The sequence below is a fragment of the Mesorhizobium sp. P3_A8 genome, from assembly GCF_056402995.1.
Genome location: NZ_JBFUGI010000011.1, coordinates 38138 through 55538 on the forward strand (window position 1 = coordinate 38138; position 17401 = coordinate 55538).

Genomic DNA, 17401 nt, shown 5'->3' on the forward strand with positions numbered 1-17401 from the left:
GCGATGATCTTCACGCGAAGGCCAAGTTGACGCCAAAAACGACTTGACGACGAAAACAATGTGGCGCCCTAATAAAGCTCAGCCTAAACAAAAGTTGCTGAATGGCTCGAAGAGAAGGCTGAACGATCAGGGGATGACGGCACCATGATGGTGCGCCCCGGCGCAAGGTCCGAGGGTTGGGGTCTTCGGTGATGCCGCGCAACAGTCATAGGGTTCGCGGGGGCGAAACCAATGACCTTGGATGTCTGGAACGATCCGGGCGTCACCAGCTTGCTTGCCGAGATCAAAGAGCTCGGCAAGCGGCCTGAGGTGGACGAGTTTTTCTGGCTCAAGGCGATCGCGTCCAAGGCGGCGGGTTCCACCTCCAATGACCTGGAATTCTTCAATGCCGCAGCGCCACCCGAACCGCCTCCGCCGCCCGAAAACGTCTACAGAGTAGCCAACATCGTCCTTCAGGGCGGCGGCGTGCTGGGCATCGCGCATGCCGGCTTCGTCACCGGCCTGGAAACCATTGGGGTTCGCTTCGCCGGCGTTGCCGGCGCCTCGGCCGGCGCCATCATGGCCATGGGCATGGCGGCAGTACGCGGCGACGATCTGCTCAACGAAACCCACAAGGACGTCGTCAACATCGTCAATGCCATGCCGATGAGCGCCTTCATCGACGGCCCCTACCGGACGCGCTGGCTGATCAAGCAGTTCCTGCTCAAGCGACAGTCCTTCTTGCCATCGTCGTGGCCGGCCTGGTTCGGCGCCTTTCGCCAAATTTTGCAAACGCGTGGACTCAACCCGGGCAACGCCTTCGAAGACTGGGTTCGCGGCGTTCTGGCCGAGCGCGGCCTGCGAACCGTAGATGACCTCTTCGACCGGTTGAAGACGATCTCGATACAGCTGAACGCGGCGATAGATGCCGTCAAGAAGCTCGGAAAACAGCCATTGTCGTCTCTGGAGCCGGTAGAAGACGAAGGCAGACATCTGCTTCAGGTGATGGCGGCCTGCGTGCCAATCGGCGTGAAATTCCAGTTTCCCGAGGATGTCAGGTATCTATCCGGCGAGACCGGTACGAACTCGCCGGCGGCACTCGTGCGGGCGTCTATGTCGATCCCGTTCTTTTTCGGGCCAGCCGCCTTTGGCGTCAACAAGACCAGTTGGAAAGAGTTCATCGACAACAAATTTGGTGGACTGACCAGCAAGGACAAGCTGGATGAATTCCGCAACATCGATGAGGTGGCGTTTCTCGATGGCGGGATGTTTTCGAACCTTCCGGTCGATGCATTCAGCGCAATCCTCCCGGACGTTCCGACAATCGCCGTGCCGCTGATGAATGCCACCCCAACCAAGCCCTACCGTCGCCGTGCCCGCCTGAGCAGCCTTGCCGCCGACATCGGAACAGTCGCTTTCATGGTTCGCGATCAGCGCGACCGTGACGCCATTGCCGTGCTGGACCGCAGAAGACAGGTGTTCGAAAGGCGAAAGCTTCAGGCTGGCACCACGATGCCTGCGCAATTCCCGTTCCGTCTCGCGGCCATCAACGTCCAGGACGCCGACTGGCTCAACTTCGCCATGGACGAAAGGGATCAGAGGGACCTGTTCGTGATGGGCCTGGAACGGGCGCGCGATTTTCTGGAACAAGATCTGGGAGGAAGCAATGGGTAGCGATAAAAGCCAAGTTGACGCCACGCCACAGGCCGCTGTGGAAGGTGTGGTGAATGAAACGAAGAATTGCTCGGACCAGGCCAAGGCGCTCTTTCACGCCGTGTATTGTCTGGTCAGCCGGCAGAACAGCCCCGCCATCTTCTACAACGACAAGGGAAATTCGCTGCCGTTGCCGCAGTCTGTCGACGACGTCCCAGAAGAGCGCAAGGCGCTCGCCGCTATCCAGAAGGTCGGCATCTCCAGCGCCGACACCATCAAGGAAATAAACCGCCTTCTCGACCTTGCCAGCGCCAAGCGCATCGCCGAGGAGATGGACATAGTCACCTATCATTCTAACGCGGGGCGGCTGTTTGACAGGGTCAAGGACGAGTTCGGCCAAGGCCTGAAAGTGTTCGAGCAGGATCGGCAGTCAATCGATGCGCAATTGGCGGATATTGGCCGTTTTCGTTCGCCATTGGAGTCGGTGTCCACAAGGCAGGCTCCGGCGAATCCTAACCAGCCCGCCGACGACAGACTGTTGGCCGAGGCCGAGGAGTTCCTCGCTCGCTACCGGAACTTCCTAGCTTACGCCGGGAACTATGCAGATAGGGTCGGTCGCGATTTCTACACCGAGGCTTCTGTCGATGCCTACAAGGAGGCGACGCGGCCCTACGCCATCCGGATCGAGAAAACCGGGCTTTTTGGCGCCAAGTCGGCCCTCATCACCGGTGGATTGACCGGCCTGGTCGTCGCATTTGCCTTGATCGTTTTCGACAACAATCTCGTCTTCAAGAACTGGATTATCCCGACCGCAGCCGTCGCGGCGATTGCAGCCTATGCTGCTTCAGTCATCTTCGAAAAGGCCAGGCGCGACAGCTTCATGAGCGCGTTGCGCGGAACACTTTATGACAGCGTTTTGGAAAACGCTGCCGAACTGCCAGGAGGCAGGGGAAATCAACCCGGCCTCACCAGGATGGACCGAATTCTGAACACCATGAAGGGAAAAAGGTCTGATCAATATTTCAGCTTTAAAAAACTAATATGGAAGGACTTTGAAAAAACTTCTCCAAAGAAAAATATTAGATCGAAACCGCTATCGTCAGAACTCGAAAGCTTCGTTAACACGTCTTCATCAAGAGAAAGTGTAACATTCCTGATAAACGCATTCACATCGATATTTTTTATTTTAGCGATGTTATCGCCATCCTTTTTTTCTGGAACACTGGGCCGCGACAAGCAATTCGCCTTCATTTCGCGAACCACCGAACTCGGCTCATGCGTTCTGGAACGCGGCCGCGTTCTGCTGGCCAGCGGTGGCAGCTATTTTGTCGAGACCCTTGACGGCAGTCCTGTCACAGAGATCGACAAGTCGCTGGTGCTGCGCATCGAGCCCGTCGATCAGGATAGAACAACAGCAAAGCAGGACGATGCGATCGCTCCCCAGAGTGATGAGACGGTCGGTCAGGTCGGGCCGCAAGCCAAGGGAATCCAGCCTGCCGAGACCAAACGCGCCGTCTCGCAGTCGAACTTGCCCGATTGCGCCGCGCCGCGCCCCGAGCCGAAGGCGTCGGACCAGGCCGCACTGGTGACGGCCACCGAGAAACTGGCCGGCAGCGTCACAGAGGGGCTGGCCTCGGTCACCAAACAGATCGGCACCGGCCAGGGCAATCCCGCTCTGGTGGGCGCCACCAAGGATCTGGCTGACAATGTCGAGAAGGGACTTGGCGCCATCGCCGACAAGCTTGGCAAGGGCACCGGACAGGACGATGCCTCGCCGCTTGCCAGGCTGGTAGGCGCGACCGGAAGCCTTGCAGCCAACATCAAGGAAGGCGCCGGCCTCATCGCAAGCTCGCAAGCGCCCGCCGCCCCCATCGTCGTGCCCATCATCATCAATGCCCCGCCGGCACCGCCCGGCGCGCCGGAAGCACAGGCCAGTGGCCCAACCTTCATCACCCAGGTCTACGCCGCCGACGGCAAGGTCTATGACTATGGCAGCGAGGCGATGATGCTACCGATCTTCCTCGATCCGGTTGTCAGCAATGGCGACAAGCAGATCGGCGGCGGCGATGGCGTGATCAACACCACCCAAGAGGCCTTCTTCTTCGGCGCGCGGAGCCTTAGCGATACGAATCTGCCCGACACCGGAGCAAAACGGAAGCTGCTGCACGAGATCGCTTCCAGCTATGCCACCTGCATGGCCAAGGCAAAAGATGCGTTCGACAAGGCCGGCAGCAAAGGCGCCTCGCCCAAACTGACCCTTCGCATCGAAGGCTTTGCCAGCGAGAAATGGGAGACCGTCAAGGATCCCGCATTGAGAAAGAACCTTAATCTCTATCTCGCCGAGGGCCGCCGCAACGCGGTAATCCAGGCACTGGAGGCCGATTCATCAGCGATCGAAATAGTGCCGAAGCCAGTCCGCCTGACATTTGCCCAGCTGACGGATGTCGATACGGCCAAGGTGACGAACGGTTTCGAGTTCGACAGTTATGACGCAATGGAAGCGTCCCTGATCGGCAAGGTTCCCGGCGGCAGCCAGCCGGAGGCTCCGGTCGATTTGCTGAAGCGGTCGGTCATCATCAGCGTCGACGGCGAACCACCGCAACAGTGCCGCCCAGCGGGCACGATTCCGGGAAAAGTGTGAAGCGGCTTTCCGTTCGCAGTTGCGTCAAAACCAGAAGATGGACCAGGCGTTTCCGTAAGCGCCGGACCACTCCAGCGCCGCCAGCTTGCGAGCGGCGACTCCCGGCAGGCTTAGGCGGCCTTTCCTGACATCGAGACGAGCGCGGTGACGCGGGAGAGCTGCTCGCGCTTGCGCAGCGTCGGCTTTTCGTAGGTCTTCTTCATGATATCCCCTTGCCCAAGTGATGGGCCGAGATTGCACCATGGACCGATAGCGTCAAGCCGCGACCGAGATATCGGCGCGGTGACGGCGGCCGGAAATGCCGCCCTGTTGCATTGTCACCACGAACGAGTTGGCGAAAATGCTCTGCGCCCGCTCAGATCGGGCCGGACGCCACGAACGCGACGACGCTGGACAGCTTTTCGCGCTTCACCAGTACCGGCTTTTCGTAAGTCTTCTTCATGGATGTCCCCAATCAAATCAACAGCACCTGACGGCGCACACCGCCATCGAGGCACTTGCAACTGCGATGCTTTGGAAGTGCGAAGCCGGGTTCAGAGCCTCACCTTGAGGGAACGCTGGCGACCACTTTCGACAGCTTTTCGCGCTTTTCGAGAACCGGCTTTTCGTAAGTCTTCTTCATGGAATGCCCCAATGCCCCAGGGAAAGACGCCAGATGGCACCATCCACCCAACCCTCGTCAAGCTGGAGTCAAGCAACCGGTGCGAAATCGCGAAATGTTGATCACACGGCCGGCATGGCCGCCAGCCGTGTCGTTGTAAATTCCGCCCTGCTGCTATTGGCAGAGCGAAGGTATGCAGGCGGCGGTGACCGCGGAGAGCTTTTCGCGCCGAACCAGCGTTGGCCTTTGATAGGACTTCTTCATTTTACATTATCCGGGCATTGGCCAGGAGATCGATTTCCGCCACCTTCCCTTTTTCGCCATGTTGCATTGCGAAAAGTTTGCTGCACTGCAATATTCTCTGTCCAGGCCGACACGCGAGGCCGGCTAGCGAAGGAGTTATCATGGCGGCATCGTTCCGGCCTGATATACAGGGGTTGCGCGCGCTGGCGGTCGGCGGCGTCGTTGCCTATCATTTCGGCCTCACCGCCCTGCCCGGCGGCTTTGCCGGCGTCGACATCTTCTTCGTCATTTCCGGCTGGCTGATCACCGCCCACCTGATGCGCGAGATCACCGAGACCGGGCGGCTCGACCTCTGGCGCTTCTATGCCCGCCGCGCCCGACGGCTTTTGCCGGCGGCGCTGTTCGTCATCCTGGCGACGCTCGCCACCGGCTACTTCATCATGGCGCCGCAGGAGCAGGCGCTTTATTCGCGCGGCGCCATGTATGCGTCCGCCTATGCCATCAATCTGTGGCTGCTGCGTTGGTCGTTCGACTATTTCGCCGCCGATGCGTTGAGCAATCCGTTCATCCACTTCTGGTCGCTGTCGGTGGAAGAGCAGTTCTATCTCGTCTGGCCGGCGCTGCTGCTGTTCGCCGCATGGCTGCATCCGGGCAAGCGCATGGCCGTGATCGTGATCGGCGTCGCCGGCCTCGCCTCCTTCGTCGCCTGCCTGTGGCTCACCAGCGCCTCGCCGGCCTGGGCCTTCTACTTCTCGCCGCTGCGCGCCTGGGAGTTCGCCGCCGGCGGCCTGGCGACGCTGGCGCCGGCGACATTGCTGCGCCGCGCGTGGCTGCGCGCAGTGCAGGGCTGGCTCGGCCTGGGGCTGATCGCCGTCGCCTATCTCTGCTTGAGCGAAGACATGCCCTTTCCCGGCTGGTACGCACTGCTGCCGGTCGCCGGCACGGTGCTTGTGCTGCTGGCCGGCGAAGAGAGCGACGCGAAGACGGCCAACCTGACCGGCTGGCAGGCCCTAATGCCCGCCACAGCACTTTCGCTGCCGCCGTTGCAATGGATCGGCACGCTCTCCTATTCGCTCTATCTCTGGCACTGGCCTGTCATCGTCTACGCGCAAATGCTGGTGCTGGATCTCGGCGTGGCGCAACGCCTCGGCTGCGGCGCCCTGTCGCTGGCGCTGGCGTTCCTGACCTATCATCTGATCGAGAATCCGGGACGGCGTTTCGGCTGGCTGACAGTGGGCGCTCGAGCGCTGGTTCCCGCCCTGGCGCTGACGGGCGTCGGCGTGGCGGTGGCCTACGCCAATGCGCATCTGGCCACGCGCAACATCGACCCCGCCCAGCGCGGCATCGAGCAGGCCGCCGAACAGCCTTCCACCGCGCGCGCCACCGACGAAAACTGCCTGCTCGACTTCAACACGGTGACGCCGAAACCCTGCACGTTCGGCGCGGCCGACGCCGCCCACACCATCGTGCTGTTCGGTGATTCCCACGCCGACCACTGGTCGACGCCGCTGGTCGAAGCGGCCAAGCGCAACGACACCAAGGTCGTCACCTATCTCAAATCCTCATGCCGTGCCTCGCGGCTGCCGACCTTCAGCGCGGTGCTGAAGCGCGACTACACCGAATGCGACGCCTGGCGCGAACAGGCGATAGCCGACATCATCCGCGCCAAGCCGCGGCTGGTGGTGATCTCCGAATTCTCGATCGGCAACCTGACGCGCGACATGCCCGCCGCCGGCCGCGAAGCCGAGACCGCGCGCTGGCAGGCCGGCCTGCGCTCGACACTGCAGGCCTTCAGCCAGGCCGGCGTCGAGACCGCCGTCATCCGCGACACGCCGATCGGCGACAGCTTTGCCGATTCCTGCGTGGCCCGCGCGCTGTGGTGGCGCGAAGCCCCCTCACGCTGCGACACGCCGAGAGCGCAGGCAGCCAATGACAGCGCCGCGGCGCAAGAGCGCGCCGTGGTCGAAAGCGTACCCGACACGCTCTACGTCGACCTCACCGACCGCTTCTGCGGCCCGACTGAGTGCCACGTCTTCATCGACGGCAAGCTGGCGTTCCGTGACAGGCATCATCTGGCGACGGCCTTTGCCGAGACGCTGGACGGGCCGCTGGAGAAGGCGCTGTTTTAGGGAGTGAGATGTCCTGGAGGGGAGGAAACTTGGCCTTGGCAATCTACATTTGCTCGTGGCACAAAGGTGGCCTTGCGAATGGTAGTCGAGGAGCACATTGAGCCCGCTAAGGAATTCTTCTCGATCGTTGATGATGTCAAAGGTACGGTCGCGAGATACCGCCCCGGAGATCAGAGTGCGAAAGCTCGCCCATGCGCTTGGATTTCGTTTCCGACTCCATCGTCACGATCTCCCCGGCACCCCCGATCTAATATTTCCTCGATACAAGATTGCGATCTTCGTCCACGGCTGTTTTTGGCATAGGCATCCAGGCTGCGACCGATCGTCGACGCCGTCCACAAATATCGATTTCTGGCTCGCCAAATTCGAGCGGAACCAATTGCGCGATGCTCAGGCGATTACATCTTTAGAAAGTATGGGATGGCAAGTTCATGTGATTTGGGAATGTGACACGCGTACGGAAAGTCGACTCCGGGGTATTCTGGACTCGGTTTTGACCAAAGGCGCGATTTTGACGTCGAACAAATCAAACTTCCGTGGGAATGCCCAGGGGACGACTCTCGAAATAAGTCGCTTGTAACTCAAAAGAATGCTAAGATTGATTTGGAGCGGCTACGTGAGCCTACTTGTGAAGACCGCCCGTGAACACAGTTACGGAGCGGCAGATTGTTGAACTGCATTGATTTGTTTGCGGGAGCTGGTGGATTCTCTCTCGCAGCGCGCAACGCAGGACTGACTATCAAACTTGCTGTTGAGCATAACAAAAATGCAGCCTCAACGTACCGAAAAAATTTCGCTGCTCTTGAGCCGAAGCTCGTCCTTCGAGATGAAGACATCCGCAAATTGTCGCCTGCGAAGCTGGCCCGAGAGATATTCGGTCGCAATGCTTCATGTGACTTACTGTTGGGCGGCCCGCCCTGCCAAGGTTTTTCGACGCATAGACTAAATGACGCTGGCGTTGCTGACGATCGAAATGACCTCATCCATATCTATTTTGATTTCGTGCGCGCATTCTCGCCTAGAGTTTTCCTGATGGAGAACGTGCCTGGAATGCTGTGGCCGCGACACAAAGCGGCTTTGGATCGCTTCTACTCCAAGGGAGCTGAATCAGGCTACGAAGTTTTTAGACCGGTGGTGTTAGACGCTCGCGACTATGGGATCGCTCAACGCCGAAAGCGTGTGTTCATTCTCGGGGTACGCCGAGGTGTAGAACGAGACGATCTTGTATGGCCTCCGAAGCAAACGCACGGGAGCGAAGTGCTCCGCAGGACAGAACCCCATCTCAAGTCCTGGATTGGATGCGAATCTGCTTTTCGCCCAGCCAACGCGGGCGATCCTAATGACATTCACATGAAGCACGGCAAAGAGTTGTTGGAGGCGTTTGAAAACACGCCGCCCAACGGTGGAAGCCGTCATGTTTCGGGCCGCATTCTCAATTGCCACGCTGACCATGACGGTCACAATGATGTCTATGGCCGCATCGACCCTAGCAAGCCGGCCCCCACGATGACGACGGCTTGCATTAATCCATCAAAGGGCCGCTTTGTGCACCCGACCCTCCACCATGGTATAACCGTCCGGCAGGCGGCACGGATACAGACCTTTCCCGATAACTTTGTGTTCGAGGGCGGACTGATGGCGGCTGGCGAACAAGTCGGAAACGCAGTTCCTATTGCATTTGCCCAGTTGCTTATTGAGCGTCTCAAGCCGATTCTTACTCCTCGGAAGGAGAGCGCCGAGGCTCGCAAAGATGCGCAGCAGCGAGAGCCCGCGTGATCTCCACCCTAGCCTTTCAGACCAAAGCTCGGACGGTTGACCATCTCGGGCGTGAGCAGATAGCGGATTGCCCTACCGCCATATCTGAGATCTGGAAAAACGCATTCGACGCCTATGCCAGAAATGTGGCTCTCGATATTTACGATGGAGACGAGCCGACCGCCGTTATAAGTGACGACGGCCATGGAATGAACAGACGTGAATTCGAAGAGCGCTGGCTTGTCGTCGGAACAGAGTCCAAAGCAACGGTCGATCATACGCCATTCGTAGATCGCAATGGCCTACGACAAAGAGCAAGACAGGGTCAGAAGGGCATTGGCCGCCTTTCGTGTGCCAACCTTGGGCCAATTCTGCTTCTAGTATCGAAACGCAGATCGCAACCCTTCGTTGCGGCGTTACTGGACTGGCGCCTATTCGAAAATCCATTCATTAATCTTGGGGATGTTTATATTCCGGTAACGGAATTCGAGAAGAAGGAAGAGCTTCTCAGCATACTGCCCGAACTTGGCGAGGGTCTGGCACAAAATGTTACTGGGGGTGAAGACAACCTTCGTAAGGCTCGGCTAACTGCTGCATGGCGAGCCTACGATCAGCTCTACGAGACTGAACATGCGACCGGAGTCACGAACAAGCTCGGGCCTCCGTCCGAAGAGATCCTTTCCACGATCACTAGTATTTCCTTTGGCGAGAGACATCTTGCCCAATGGCCGGTTTGGTCGGGCGATTCTGACCACGGCACCGCTTTGATGGTCGCGCACATTAACTATGACCTGCGCGTCGAATTGGACGAAGCGGTAGCCGATTCGTCAGCCAGGGCTGCGCGCGAACGTTTCTTTGAAACGTTATCGAGTTTCGTTGATCCTTTCCTAGAACCTACCGAAAGAGGGTCGGCGGCGAGCCAACTAGAATTCTCCTACTTTGTTCGCGCGTGGGACGGCCCCACTCCTCGACTTATAGTGGGTTCGGAAAAGCAATTTGATCGCCGTCTTCTCGACGGGATGGAACATCAACTCGTTGGCACTGTCGATTCGGGAGGGGTCTTTACTGGCAGGGTAAAAGCGTTCGGCAAATGGGTAACTGAACCATGCGTCATCGACCCGCCGAAGGATCTTGCGATTCCGCGTCGAGCAGACACCGAGGTCGGCCCCTTCGAGCTCTATATTGCGTCGATGGAATTCCAGGCCAGCAACACGACGCTGCCTCGCATGGAGTTTCAGCGCTTTCAGGAATTAGCTGAGCGCTACTCAGGCTTCATGATGTTTCGAGACGGCCTAAGAGTGCTTCCCTATGGCCGAACCGACAATGATTTTTTCGAGATCGAATCAAGGCGCAGCAAAAATGCCGGCCGGGAGTTCTGGAACCATCGTCAGATGTTCGGTCGCCTTGCTATCCGGCGTGATGCCAATTCCAACCTAAAGGACAAAGCGGGACGTGAAGGGCTCCTCGACAATCGAGCAGCCAAGACCTTGAAGGTTCTTGTTTCAAATATCCTCCGTCTATCCGCACGGCGATACTTCGGCTCCGATTCCGATATTCGAGAGGAAGTGCTGCCCCAGATCAAAGCTTCCAACAAGGCTGAGAAAGCTGGCGAAGCGCGAAATAAACTGCGCCAACGTCAACGAAGGGAGTTCCGCACAAAGCTTCAAACGGTCTCAGGCGAACTTCCTCGCTTCAACAAAGAGATGGAAGCGTTTGCACAGAACCTCTCGATCCGCAACGAGAACGAAATTGGACCTGCGCAGCAGCAGCTCGAGGTTTTTCGGGAGAGGGCCTCCGATCTTCGCTTACCAGGGGCACCCAAGTCGCTTGGTCCGCTGGAGGAAACATATTCTGACTACCGCGACAATATGCGAACCACCACCACTCTACTGGCTGCGATCACAACGAATCTAGACGAACAAGTCGAACGGATCAGTCCGGCACAACCGCGCGTCCTGCTGGAGCGTCAGATCGCGCGGAACGCGGCGCAGATCCATCATCGTATCCAGCAATGGAAACGCTCAGTCGACACATTACAGCGGGGCGAGTTCGAGCGACTCCGAGACCTAGTCAGTCACCGCAACAAACACTTCCACAACGAGGCCTCCCCACTTCTCGCTAGGTTTGACAGGGGCGAGTTGACGTACTCAGCAACCTCCAAGCTTTTGGATAGAATGAAGGAGGAAACAGATCTCGAAAATATCGAAATATTTGGTCCTTACATTGGCGCGCTTGAAAGCCTGAAGGAAAGCATCGATCTTGAACACCTAGCGTCGTTTGGAATGGAGGAACTAAGCGACCTTCGAGTAGAGCTTGAACGACTCAACAGCCTAGCCCAACTTGGGATCGCTGTGGAGATCGTAGGGCATGAGTTGCAGGCCTACGATGATATCATTGGCTCGGCCCTCCGCAAGCTTCCCGACGAAGTGCGCAACAGCAAAGCCGTGCAAGACATTGAGTTCGGCTACGACGGCCTTACAGATCAGCTAAGGTTCCTATCGCCCTTGAGGCTCGCTGGGCAGCGCATTCAGCGTTGGATCACCGGCGCCGAGATCGGCGAATATCTTTCCGAATTCTTCAAACTTAATCTAGCCAAGAATAAGATAACTCTAGACGTTAGCGCCAAATTCCGATCTCTTCGGATCTACGATCAGCAATCACGACTCTACCCAGTGTTCATTAATCTGTTGAACAACAGCATCTACTGGGTGGGAACGGCGTCAGAGGGGGAGCGTCGCATATTGATTGATGTTATTGGTGACGAGGTTGTCATTTCCGACAGTGGTCCTGGGGTGGACCCCGAGGACGTAGGAAGCCTTTTCAGCCTTTTCTTCACAAAGAAGGCGCGAGGCGGTCGCGGGGTGGGATTGTATCTCGCCAGAGCCAATCTGGCAGCTGGAGGCCACAGGATACGATACGAGCCAGTCGTTGCGGAAATGCCGCTAAAAGGTGCCAACTTCCTTATTTCATTTAGGGGTGCTGAGTTCGATGGCCGGTGAACACTACTCGGCCTTTGTGAAAGAAGCTTTCGTGAAGCCGATTCGTTCGGTTTTGATCGTGGACGACGACTACCCCACTTTCGACGAAATGCTTGACGCCGAGATCGCAAGAAGTGAGCAGAGAGAACATCCGAAGACCAAGGATTGGTACAAAGATCCTGCTCGCATAAAGAAAGTCATCGCGAGCTTCAGAATTCCCGGGCGCGCTCTTCTGGTCGACATCCATGACGGCACAAACGTATCGTCGGGCGCAGAGGTAAAAATAGCTTCCCATCTACATCAGTCGGATCTTCTTGTTCTTGACTACCAGCTCGACAAAGCGAAACCCGGCGACGGGGCGCTGGCTATCGAAATCATCCGAAGCCTTATGCGCAATGATCATTTCAATCTGGTCGTCGTACACACAAGCGAAGACCTGGAGATGGTCTTCCGCGAAACGCTTATTTCGCTTATGTCGCCGCTTGAAACCCGCCTCGACACCGCTGAAGTACAACGAGCGAAAACTTTACTCATCGACAGCGAAGACGCCGTTGAAGGGATCAGCCAGCGCCTTGCTAAAAGCGTAGGTGTTGATCAGTACGTGCACGCGAGACATTTCCAAACTACCTACCTTCGGACTATGGGCAACTCCCAGCAGCCTTACTCCGCGTTCAGGGCGGAGTGCGACCAGCTGCAATGGCAAACCGATGACCGAAAGTTGGTTTTGCGATATCTGCTACAACAGACCGAATCAGGTCTTTGCGCACGATTGAACTTAGATTCGCCTTCACAGATTGAATGGGATTACGTTAGCAACAAGTATATCAAAACAAATTCTGTATTCATTGCATTTTCGCAAAAGAATAACGAGGATGACCTCTTGTCGGAGCTGTTGGAAGCGTTAAACGCTTGGAAGCCTCAGCCGTCCAGGCTGTTTCTAGCCAAGCTACGTGCCGAGATGGATGAGTACGGTGTCATGGCGCAGAGCGCTGCCCTCGATAATCTACATGCCCTAGCGCACTGGTATAGGCGGCTTCTCGCCGCGAGTGGGGCGGACCGTCGATGGCTTATAGCTGAGAGTGTCGCCAGACACTCCGAGCAGCTTATGAACGGGATTCTTCGCCGGGTCGAAGATTTTGCAAGTCGGTTGATCGAAGCCGAGGCAAGAGCAGGCGGACCGGAGGAGTTAAGCAAAGAGCACTTTAATATCGATCTAACGAGTCCTCTGGATCAGCGGAAAGCCGAGTATGAGCACAACGCCTTTGTGAGTAGCCAGCCGCCTCACGGTTGGCACCTGACAACAGGTCACGTATTCGTAATTGATCAAGATTACTGGGTATGTGTGTCTCCGGCATGCGACACAGTTCCAGCTCAGCTATCACCGGCCCGAGTGGCGATTTTTGGTGAGAGGTTGCCCTTTATGGCGGTTAAGCTAGTTCCCATAGCCGAAGGTAAGACCCCCAAAGACGTCCAAACAAACCGCTACATCTTTCTTCGGATAGCCGACACCGTGAAGTGCTTCTGCTTTAACAATCCTTCAAACGACGTTTCAGCGCCTGGTTGGCACATGCTCTACGCAGACAAGCGTGGAGAGTTCTCGAATGACTTTAAATTCGAGGTATTCGTGACAGAGAAGGGTACGAGGGGGTTGAAGCAGCGGAAACGGGAGGCGCAAGTGGTCTCCCAATTGCGATACGAATATGCGCTAAATCTTGTCCAGCGCCTTGGGGGGTCGTTAACTCGCATTGGCTTGGATTTCGTCTAACCGGAACCGCCGACAATACGGGCGGATCGTCATCGAGACTGGGCTTCGTTAAGACACGAAAACATCTGCACGATGATGTGCTAGATAGCCTTGCTGCGACGGGCTGAAGGTCCCTGTACACCAGACGACGGGGGCTTCGGCGAAACCAAAGCGCTGCATTGCCAACTGCTCGAACCCGAGACGTTGCAAATCTGTTTTGTCGACACGTGAGGAGACAAGAACCTCGCCTTCGTCGCCAAAACTGATGAACCCACGGTCAAACAGGTGATCGGCGTCTGGCGTGAGCAACAGGCCATTCATGCCATCGAGTCGCTCCTGCGCAGATGTGCACAAGCGCCAAGGCTTGATATGGCTGGCGATCAGAAGCGACGGATTGGTGACGCCAGTAAGCCGGCACGAGCGCTCGATAGTTTCAACATTCGCACGAAATTTCCCCTGGCCGCGCCGCGCTTGAATCACGCTTTTCTTAACGGTGTCCTCAAGGGTGAGATCTTCCTTGATCCGACGCTCAACTGCGTTTTCTAGCAGTTCATTGACTACTTCAAAGGTAAGGCTGTTGGCACCGCCACGCGCCAGAGCGGCGCCGTCAAAGGCCGCGCCATCGACGATCGTTTGAAACACCTCAGGCGAGACACTTGCCAAGTAGGCCTTTTGATTGCCAGATCCGGAGCTGGCATTAATTGGTGAATACTTGGCGGGCAAAAGCGGCCCCAGCACATTTATCAATGCCTTCGGGCGCACCGGCGGCAAAAGCGGTGTCCAGAATACAGGGAGAAGCCAGCCTTCCTGGTTCCAATAAGATCCAGCTTCCTTGAATTCGGGCGGCTTAGGCGCTGTAAAGGCGAACTCAGCCACTCGGCCGACATAGCGTATGGCTTGATCGAAGAACGACATGACTAGATCGCCGGGCGTGGCTCGACGCATGTTGTTATAGAACTCGCTGCGCGCGCCGTTGCTTTCAGTTTTCGGAGACCAGAGGTACTGCCCATCAATCTCTTGGCGGGCTGTTTGATTATGATTGACCCACCAAAACTGCGCCATCGTGATGAAATGCTAGAGGCAATTGTCGACCAAGTTCTAGGCTAGGCTGTCGACCTGTTCAAGGCGCCCTCACCTCCCCATCATCATCCCATAATGCACCGCCAGCAGATCCAGCCCGACTTTCAGCAGCTTCGTCACCACGTCCCTGCCCTCGCCTGTCTGTTCCGCCACGCCTTTGACCGACTCCCCCACGCAGCAGACTTTTTGCGCCACCGCCGCGACCTCCCAGTGCCCCAGCGCCCTGGTGGCGGCGGCGTGGGCGCGGCCGGCATCGAGGACGCTGTCGGCGATGCCACCGCCATGGCGGCCGCCGTCGACGCGTTCGCTCCAGCGCATCGGTTTGACGCTGGCCTGGTGGCTGCACTGGAAGTCCTCGCGGTAGCGCTGGCCGGCCTCGCGCTGCTGGCGCGACAGCGAGGTGATGCCGACGAGCGGATCGATGGTGCGCACCCGCACAATGCCGCCGGTGGAGGTGTAGCCGTCATTCGACACCTCGTAGACGCGCCGCGCTTCAGCCGTGCCGGCGGCCAGGCGCTTGCGGCCGAAGGCGTCGTCGCTGAGCGCGAAATCATGGCCGACCTCGCGGCGGATGCGCACCTGCTCGGCCTCGCCCTTGGGGAGTTTCGGCGCCTGCGGTTTGGCGGCTCTGGTCTTTTTGGGCATGGGGTGGTTCCTTGGGTTGCGTAGTTCTGGATGGAGGCTCGGCCTTACAGGACTTGGGTTCCTCGCCCCCGCAACGCGGGGGAGAGGTGGATCGGGCGAAGCCCGAGACGGAGCGGGGGCAGCGCCGACGGTCGACGAGAAGGCGACACGGCGAAACAAGTGATCTCGTGCTCCATCCTCAACCGGCTTTGGCTTGGTTGAGGGCGTCCCCCTCTCCGTCCCGGCTTCGCCGGGCCACCTCTCCCCCACTGCGTGGGGGCGAGGAACCCAAGACTTGTGAGGCCACCCGCCGCGCCATCAGCTCGCGCATCACCCGCCGCTCCCGCACCTCGATGCAGAGCTGGGCGCTCGACGGACAGAACTGGGCGTTGCCGCTTTTCACCTCGCCGCGCACGAAGCGCTGGATGGCAGCCTGCAAATCGGCAAGCTCGGCGTCACGCACCGCGCCGAGATAGCCGCGCATCTGCATCTCGACATCAGTCAGGGCGGATTGCGGGAAGCATGAGAACATCGCCGCCAGCGCCTTCGTCGCCTGCTGCAGTTCGGCTGCGGTCATGGCTGCGGATCTCCTCGATGATGGCGTTGGCGGCGTCGGTATGGGTTTTCGGCCACTGCCAGCCGGGTTTCTTCCCCCGAAGACCGCGGATCTGTTCTGTTTTTACCTGTGTGGGAAAAACGCCCGGCCTTTTCCCGGGAAAAGGCGTCAGCCTTTTCACTCTGGTTTCTGGAGTCTGGAAAATGCTGCGGCAAAGCACCGGCATTTGCCGACGCATCGACCTTTGTTTTCAACGCGGTGGCGGCGCCGCCGCGTGCCCCGGCGGCGGCCCTCGCCTCGCTTTTGACCTGCGCCTTGTGCAGCTCTTTGGTCAGCCTCTTGTGGCCGATCTCGCCGCCCTCGCACTCGAAGAAGGTCAACAGATCGGCGCTGATGGCGCGCCATCTTTTCAAGGTCAGCCGCGCAACCCGCGCGAGCTTGGCGTCGTCGTCGGGCAGCCGGCCGCCGGCGTTCCACATCGCCATCAGGATCAGCATGTAGGCGCCGATCTGTTCGGTGGAGAGCTGCAACGTGTCGCCGACGAAATCGGAGACGTAGAGCTGCATGAAGGGGCGCTCGCTCATGCTGCGTTCAACGCCATTCTTACACGCCAGCTAATGGAACCAGCCGCAGGTCCGGACGTTATGCCGCGACCAATCCAAGGGGAGGTTCGCCCATGACGGCTTTCATGCCGATTACGCTGCGCTTTTGCGACAACAAGACCATGCTGGTCGGCTCGGTGGCCGATGCCGAGACCGCGCTGCGCCAGCAATGGCCCGACAAGACCGCGCCCAGCTATCTCGATGCCGCAAGGCTGGTCAGGCTGGCGGTCGAGGGTACCTGCTGCCCGCGCACCGCATTCGACGCCTTCAGCAAGACCGCCAGGCAGCAAGGCATATTGGTGCCCAGGCCGAGAAGCCGTGCGCATGAATGGCTCGATGCCGCCGCCAACCCGTGATATCGTCGCGACGGCGATGCAACCGCGCGACGGCCTCATGCGTTTATAAGCGCGGGCTTTAAGGCCGCGCCGAGATTGAAGGTGAACGCCGTGGGTACAATGAAAACCGGAGTGCCGCTTAAAGTCAGCATGGACGGGCATGTCGAGGAGATCGACAGCGTCAGCGATGCCGCCGATTTTCTGCAGCGCTGGCCGGTCGAGCGGCGCGGCCACGTCTACCGCAGCGCGCTCAACGCCTGCAGTGCCGCAATCGCGGCGCAGATATCGGAATCCGACGCGATAAAAGTGTTCACCGGCTTTGCCCGCGTCGCCGGGGTTCTGGTTGCAGAGGGTGGCCCAGCTATGAGGCTGGAGGCACGCAGCGTGCAGAGCCGCATGCCGAAGCAGGGTCGGCAGATACCGAAATAGGCTCACGCGCAAACCCGCCTCTGAAACCGCGCCTGATGGTAGCTGCAGTAGC

The 17401-nt window shown here is 58.4% G+C and carries 15 protein-coding genes; 9 read left to right on the forward strand and 6 right to left on the reverse strand.

Annotation, left to right across the window (positions count from 1 at the left end; all coding sequences use genetic code 11):
• Positions 1-231: 231 nt before the first annotated feature.
• Both AC1DX4_RS24240 and AC1DX4_RS24245 read left to right on the forward strand, forming a co-directional pair.
• A complete protein-coding gene (locus AC1DX4_RS24240; protein WP_477222705.1) occupies positions 232-1653 on the forward strand; it encodes a patatin-like phospholipase family protein in 1422 nt (473 codons plus the stop codon).
• Positions 1646-4273 (forward strand): hypothetical protein, encoded by a 2628-nt coding sequence (locus AC1DX4_RS24245; RefSeq protein ID WP_477222706.1) that lies wholly within the window; start codon positions 1646-1648, stop codon positions 4271-4273. The genes AC1DX4_RS24240 and AC1DX4_RS24245 overlap by 8 nt, the downstream gene beginning before the upstream one ends.
• A 110-nt stretch (positions 4274-4383) precedes the next feature.
• Here AC1DX4_RS24245 and AC1DX4_RS24250 read toward each other — a convergent pair whose 3' ends face one another.
• Both AC1DX4_RS24250 and AC1DX4_RS24255 read right to left on the reverse strand, forming a co-directional pair.
• Complete coding sequence (locus tag AC1DX4_RS24250; RefSeq protein WP_477222707.1) at positions 4384-4476, reverse strand: putative RiPP precursor; 93 nt, start codon at positions 4474-4476, stop codon at positions 4384-4386.
• 152 nt (positions 4477-4628) lie between these two features.
• The gene (locus tag AC1DX4_RS24255) at positions 4629-4727 is read right to left on the reverse strand and encodes a putative RiPP precursor (RefSeq protein ID WP_477222708.1); all 99 of its coding nucleotides are present in this window, start codon (positions 4725-4727) and stop codon (positions 4629-4631) included.
• Positions 4728-5278: 551 nt separating this feature from the next.
• Here AC1DX4_RS24255 and AC1DX4_RS24260 point away from each other — a divergent pair.
• The 5 genes from AC1DX4_RS24260 to AC1DX4_RS24280 all read left to right on the forward strand — a co-directional run bounded on the left by AC1DX4_RS24260 (position 5279) and on the right by AC1DX4_RS24280 (position 13744).
• Positions 5279-7246, forward strand: coding sequence for an acyltransferase family protein (locus AC1DX4_RS24260; protein ID WP_477222709.1), 1968 nt, complete (start codon positions 5279-5281; stop codon positions 7244-7246).
• Between the two features lie 97 nt (positions 7247-7343).
• Positions 7344-7826: a very short patch repair endonuclease gene (locus AC1DX4_RS24265; protein WP_477222710.1), complete on the forward strand. Its 483-nt coding sequence runs from the start codon at positions 7344-7346 to the stop codon at positions 7824-7826.
• A gap of 89 nt (positions 7827-7915) precedes the next feature.
• Entirely contained in the window at positions 7916-9022 is a 1107-nt protein-coding gene (locus tag AC1DX4_RS24270; RefSeq protein WP_477222711.1) for a DNA cytosine methyltransferase, read from the forward strand.
• Positions 9019-12000, forward strand: a complete 2982-nt coding sequence (locus tag AC1DX4_RS24275; protein WP_477222712.1) for an ATP-binding protein — start codon at positions 9019-9021, stop codon at positions 11998-12000. Before AC1DX4_RS24270 ends, AC1DX4_RS24275 begins: the two co-directional genes overlap by 4 nt.
• The gene (locus tag AC1DX4_RS24280) at positions 11990-13744 is read left to right on the forward strand and encodes a response regulator receiver domain (RefSeq protein WP_477222713.1); all 1755 of its coding nucleotides are present in this window, start codon (positions 11990-11992) and stop codon (positions 13742-13744) included. Before AC1DX4_RS24275 ends, AC1DX4_RS24280 begins: the two co-directional genes overlap by 11 nt.
• A 48-nt stretch (positions 13745-13792) precedes the next feature.
• Here AC1DX4_RS24280 and AC1DX4_RS24285 read toward each other — a convergent pair whose 3' ends face one another.
• The 4 genes from AC1DX4_RS24285 to AC1DX4_RS24300 form a co-directional block, all read right to left on the reverse strand.
• Positions 13793-14785 (reverse strand): HNH endonuclease, encoded by a 993-nt coding sequence (locus tag AC1DX4_RS24285; protein WP_477222714.1) that lies wholly within the window; start codon positions 14783-14785, stop codon positions 13793-13795.
• Positions 14786-14854: 69 nt separating this feature from the next.
• Positions 14855-15448, reverse strand: a complete 594-nt coding sequence (locus AC1DX4_RS24290; RefSeq protein WP_477222715.1) for a DUF6456 domain-containing protein — start codon at positions 15446-15448, stop codon at positions 14855-14857.
• A 178-nt stretch (positions 15449-15626) separates the two neighbouring features.
• Positions 15627-16004, reverse strand: a complete 378-nt coding sequence (locus AC1DX4_RS24295; protein WP_477222716.1) for a hypothetical protein — start codon at positions 16002-16004, stop codon at positions 15627-15629.
• A complete protein-coding gene (locus AC1DX4_RS24300; protein ID WP_477222717.1) occupies positions 16001-16567 on the reverse strand; it encodes a YdaU family protein in 567 nt (188 codons plus the stop codon). Before AC1DX4_RS24300 ends, AC1DX4_RS24295 begins: the two co-directional genes overlap by 4 nt.
• Before the next feature lie 92 nt (positions 16568-16659).
• Here AC1DX4_RS24300 and AC1DX4_RS24305 point away from each other — a divergent pair, with 92 nt between their 5' ends.
• Together AC1DX4_RS24305 and AC1DX4_RS24310 are read left to right on the forward strand one after the other, a co-directional pair.
• Positions 16660-16941, forward strand: coding sequence for a DUF982 domain-containing protein (locus tag AC1DX4_RS24305; protein WP_477222718.1), 282 nt, complete (start codon positions 16660-16662; stop codon positions 16939-16941).
• A gap of 99 nt (positions 16942-17040) precedes the next feature.
• Positions 17041-17349 (forward strand): DUF982 domain-containing protein, encoded by a 309-nt coding sequence (locus AC1DX4_RS24310; RefSeq protein WP_477222946.1) that lies wholly within the window; start codon positions 17041-17043, stop codon positions 17347-17349.
• The last annotated feature ends 52 nt before the right edge of the window (positions 17350-17401 follow it).

Bases quoted from the DNA above. Each gene is read 5' to 3' on its own strand.
- AC1DX4_RS24240 (WP_477222705.1), top strand. From the start codon at position 232: ATGACCTTGGATGTCTGGAACGATCCGGGCGTCACCAGCTTGCTTGCC.
- AC1DX4_RS24245 (WP_477222706.1), top strand. From the start codon at position 1,646: ATGGGTAGCGATAAAAGCCAAGTTGACGCCACGCCACAGGCCGCTGTG.
- AC1DX4_RS24250 (WP_477222707.1), bottom strand. From the start codon at position 4,476: ATGAAGAAGACCTACGAAAAGCCGACGCTGCGCAAGCGCGAGCAGCTC.
- AC1DX4_RS24260 (WP_477222709.1), top strand. From the start codon at position 5,279: ATGGCGGCATCGTTCCGGCCTGATATACAGGGGTTGCGCGCGCTGGCG.
- AC1DX4_RS24280 (WP_477222713.1), top strand. From the start codon at position 11,990: ATGGCCGGTGAACACTACTCGGCCTTTGTGAAAGAAGCTTTCGTGAAG.
- AC1DX4_RS24285 (WP_477222714.1), bottom strand. From the start codon at position 14,785: ATGGCGCAGTTTTGGTGGGTCAATCATAATCAAACAGCCCGCCAAGAG.
- AC1DX4_RS24290 (WP_477222715.1), bottom strand. From the start codon at position 15,448: ATGCCCAAAAAGACCAGAGCCGCCAAACCGCAGGCGCCGAAACTCCCC.
- AC1DX4_RS24295 (WP_477222716.1), bottom strand. From the start codon at position 16,004: ATGACCGCAGCCGAACTGCAGCAGGCGACGAAGGCGCTGGCGGCGATG.
- AC1DX4_RS24300 (WP_477222717.1), bottom strand. From the start codon at position 16,567: ATGAGCGAGCGCCCCTTCATGCAGCTCTACGTCTCCGATTTCGTCGGC.
- AC1DX4_RS24305 (WP_477222718.1), top strand. From the start codon at position 16,660: ATGACGGCTTTCATGCCGATTACGCTGCGCTTTTGCGACAACAAGACC.
- AC1DX4_RS24310 (WP_477222946.1), top strand. From the start codon at position 17,041: ATGAAAACCGGAGTGCCGCTTAAAGTCAGCATGGACGGGCATGTCGAG.